The following is a 4,596-nucleotide window of genomic DNA, read 5'->3' as shown; positions in this document are numbered from 1 at the left end:
AGCTTGCGCCCTTAATACCCGGGCTTCAGCTTTTAATAATTTTTTGGTTGCTTCGCTGGCATTAAGCTGGTCTATATTTTCAATAACTTCGTTTGCGTCTCTTATACAGCGATAATTAGGCGCCCATACATCCGCCTGGAAAGTTAAGACTCCCGGATCCCAGGTAAAATTCATTAAATGAATCAACTGCCCGTTTTCCGCTCCTGCAGAATTAAGCGCCATATCTGTACACACTTCTGAATTGTTGATGACAAATCTTGAGTTTTGTTGTGTCTGTTGGTGTGCATAAGCCGAAAAAAGTAATGACTTGATACCTTTCTCTGAGGTAAGTACGTTTCCCGGAGCAAATTCAGAATTTGGTGTTACATCCAATAGTTTTTCGCATGAGCTAAAACTCACTGTTATTGCTAAAAGGCCTATATATTTATATATCTTTTTCATTTGATTTCTTTTTGAATTAGAACTGAATATTTACCCCGGCAGTAAATGTTCTGGTTAACGGGTAAGAGTTATAGTCTACCCTTAAAACATTATCTCCAATCGCATTTACAGCGGGATCTACTCCTGAATATTTAGTGAAGGTGTGCAGATTTTGTCCATTAATAAACACCGATGCGTTGTTAATAAACTTATTTTTAGACAAAGGCAGTTTGTAAGCTAACCTTACAGACTGTAATCTCAAATAAGAAGCATCTTCGACTGTTTTATTGGTAACATTGCGGCTTCCCTGCGGATCACCAGGTATAAAAGAAGGATACTCGTTTGTTGGATTTGTTGAAGTCCATCTGTTGAGATAAAGATCAGCAAGTTTATTTCTCCTGAAATCTACCGGGTAATAAGAATCAACCAGGCTACTATTTAGCATTTTAGCACCATATGAGCCTTCAATAAACACCGCCAGCGAGAGATTTTTATAGCTTACAGAAGTATTGAAACCATAGTAAAAATCGGGAAGTGAACTACCTAAAACTACTCGGTCATTAGTATTAATAAGATTATTATTATCCAGATCCCTGTATTTTAAATCACCAGGTCTAACTCCCGCTTGTGCTTTAGAAAAATCATCTCCAACCTGCCAAACACCATCAACAATATATCCATAAAAAGAACCGATTGATTCTCCTGGTCTTAAAATACTATACTGGCCTATATTACCAGGTCCGTCTCCAATAAATTCGTCTACACTGCCTAAACTAAGTACTTTGTTTTTTAGTGTAGTGATATTGAAACCGGCATCCCATTTAAAATCTTCACCATCTAAAAGCACTCCGTTTAATGCCATCTCTATACCTGTATTCCTCATACTGCCTACATTTTCTGTTCTTGCAGCAAAACCTGTACTTAATGGCTGAGGGACACTATAGAGCAAATTATATGTTCTTCTATTATAATAATCTATACTACCCGTAATTCTGGATCGCCATATTCCGAAATCTAAACCAATATCTGCCTGTTGTGCCGATTCCCACTGTAATGCAGGATTTGGACTACGTGTTGGGGCCAATGTACTTACCCTCTGCCCATTAAACACCGCATCTCTTCCTCCGGAATATGTAGAAAAATACAAATAATTTATATTCGGTTGGTTTCCTATTGCGCCGTAACTTGCCCGTAATTTAAGGTCATCTATTACAGAAATATTTTTAAAAAAATCTTCCTGTTTAATTTTCCAGGCTACAGCTACCGATGGAAAGTATCCAAATCTATTTTCTGGTCCAAATCTGGAGGAAGCATCTACTCTGATAGAGGCAGTAAACAAATACTTGTTCATCAACGAATAGTTGATTCTCCCCAAGTGGGAAAACATAATATATTCTTGTGCACCATTTCCCACTCCGTTTAATGTCGCATCTCCAGAGGCCAATGCATAATACGTTAAGTCCGGAAGTGCAAAAGACCTTGCATTTGCAATTAAAGTACTTGATGTGAAACGTTCGTAAGTTGAGCCCGCAACAGCATTGATACTGTGTATTCCAAAAGTTTTATTATAGTTTAAAGTCCCTTCTATTAAATAAGACCCTCTTTTACCATCTCTCACATCAGCATAACCGCCATAAGACGCACCCGTCAGGGTAGAAGGATCTATCCAAAAAGATCTTTTCGAATTGTTTAAATCTGCCCCTATCCTAACTTTAGCAGATAAAGACGGAATAAAGAAATATTCCGCATACATATTTCCGAACGTCCGGTAGGTATCACCTATCGAATACTGTCCATTAATTACAGCCAGGGGATTATCCATCGGAGCCATTAACGGCGAACGATAAAATGACATATCTGAATCATAAGCCGGAGATGTCGGATCGTAATTCTGAGCCATATAGAGCGCACTCGCATTATCATTAATACCAGTTACTTTGGCATTATACCTGTCTCTAATGTAAGCTGTGGATAAACTAAAGCCTATATTATATTTTGACGGCACGCTGGTTTCCAAATTTATAGAAGCGTTATATCTGGTTGTTCCCGAATTCAACATTACACCATCCTGATCGAAATAACCTGCAGATATGTAATATTTGGTATTACTTGCCCCGCCACTTAAAGAAACATCGTGTGACTGAATTGCAGCATTTTTCAATAACAGTTTTTGCCAATCTGTATTATAATTTGTTCCGGTAACCGGCTGATATATTCCGGTATTTAAATTACCTTCGGCTATAATACCATTTAAAGCCAACGCATATTCATCGCCCGTCATAAAACGTTGTGTATTGGCTACCTGTTGTTCTCCAAAAGTCACATTATAATTAACCGTTAATTTTCCTTCCTTACCTCGCTTAGTGGTAATTAAGACAACGCCATTCGCTCCGCGAGCACCATAAATTGCTGTTGAAGAAGCATCTTTCAAAATTTCTATAGAAGCTATATCAGATGGATTTAATGAGTTTAATGGATTCCTGTTATTAGGATTATTAGTTGCTCCACCTACTCCTGCCGCACCAATTGCTGCCGCATCATTAACTGGCATACCGTCAATTACATATAAGGGAGCATTATTTCCTGTAATAGAAGTTATACCTCTTACCTGTAGGCTCATTGCCGCACCGGGCTCACCGCTTTTTTGGTAAATCTGTACTCCGGGAACCCTACCCTGCAATGCCTGTTGCATATTAATATTTGTTCCTTGCGTTAAATCATCCGCTTTTATAGACGCTACAGCTCCGGTTAAATCACTTTTTCGTACAGTACCATATCCAATAACAACAATTTCATTTAATGCTGTATTTTCCGGTTCCAGAACAACCGCTATATTCTCTCTTCCGTTAACATGCTCTTCTTTATCTGAATATCCCAGGTATTTAAAAATTAAAACAGCGTTCGAAGAGCTAACATTAATTGAAAATCTGCCATTTACATCAGTCATAGTACCTGCAGTAGTTCCTTTTACCGAAACACTTACTCCCGTAAGTACTTCTCCATCACTCCCTGAAACAGTCCCCTTCACTTTAATCTGCTGAGCATACAATTGCCCGAATGCAGACAGTAGCAATGCAACCCATAAGTATTTCAAATTACTTATGGATAATCTTTTTTTAATTTGATTCATATCGTTTAAAATTTATAATTGGATGATTTTAGTTACATGGGTTTTCGTCGTTCACAATTTTTACAAACTGATCATAATAGCTATAAGACTTTTGGCTTCTTCCATTCAATAATTCAACTGAACGGTTCATAAACAAACCATTTAATACCCATGGATCTGTATTGACAGTAAAATCTGTATTAACTGGATATGATTGCCTTAAAGCATAGAATGTAAGGAATACATTTCCGGCAGATTTAAAGAGGTTATATGCATTACATAAATAGTCTCTACGATTATATAGATAGGGCGAATTTTCCCAGAAAGCATACCACTCTTCTGCCGGGCGTGGGTTCTTCAACGCATAGTCTATATATTGATAGTTCTTTATAATACCTGCAGGAGGTGGAAAAATCCTATCTGTTGTGCTTTCATTTGCCTTAGCCAAAAATGCCGGAGATAAATTGCCGTTATTGTTATTTCTCCAATGACGCATCAGCGAAAACTCTGTAACAAGTACCTTTTGGTCTTCTCTAATTTTTCCCCTGACAAAATTAAGTGCCGCTGTTATCTCTTCAATCGCCGAGTGGTGGATGTGGATATCAACGCCATTGATGTAATCGGTAGACTTGATAAAAGCCAACATGTTATTATGACCAGCATCGTTTTGGTTAGTTGTACCAAAAAGCTCTACCATCGCGCCCAGAAAAATCGGTTTTTGAATATTATTTAGCTTAAAGTAGTTGTTGGTGCGTTCACAAGCCACTTTGTAAAAACTATTAAGCGGTTCATTCCAGTCAGATTGTTCTGCCTCTATAAAAGGCTCGTTTCCTACAATCAGAACATCCGTATAAGGCATCACCTTTGCCAACAGGGTAGGTATAAAATTGAGATAATTGTTCCAATCCGTGCTGTTTACCGCTGGAAATCCGTGCTTTTTAAAATTAAACTTCAGGCTTAAAACAGTATTATAACCTTTCGACTTCAATTGATTGAATGCAGCAACTTTAGCATCCGAATTTAATGTTCCCGCTTTGTAAATGTCTAATACTTCTATAAAGCACCTT

Annotated in this window: 3 protein-coding genes; all 3 read right to left on the bottom strand. The window is 37.8% G+C overall.

Annotated features, from left to right (window positions below; genetic code table 11):
• On the bottom strand, nucleotides 1–441 hold a 441-nt coding region (locus tag ABWO41_RS15695), incomplete at its 3' end, for a RagB/SusD family nutrient uptake outer membrane protein (RefSeq protein ID WP_353140078.1).
• 16 nt (nucleotides 442–457) lie between these two features.
• Complete coding sequence (locus tag ABWO41_RS15690; RefSeq protein WP_353140076.1) at nucleotides 458–3,550, bottom strand: SusC/RagA family TonB-linked outer membrane protein; 3,093 nt, start codon at nucleotides 3,548–3,550, stop codon at nucleotides 458–460.
• Between the two features lie 28 nt (nucleotides 3,551–3,578).
• The coding region (locus ABWO41_RS15685; RefSeq protein WP_353140074.1) for a hypothetical protein at nucleotides 3,579–4,596 on the bottom strand (1,018 nt) is incomplete at its 5' end.

This window comes from Pseudopedobacter sp. (assembly GCF_040392825.1).
Classification (GTDB): Bacteria; Bacteroidota; Bacteroidia; order Sphingobacteriales; family Sphingobacteriaceae; genus Pseudopedobacter.
Note: the sequence above shows the minus strand (reverse complement) of the source record. Positions and strands in the feature narration are given on the sequence as shown.

What these genes read in the sequence shown, in the direction of transcription:
- ABWO41_RS15690 (WP_353140076.1), bottom strand. Translation starts at nt 3,550, where the DNA reads ATGAATCAAATTAAAAAAAGATTATCCATAAGTAATTTGAAATACTTA.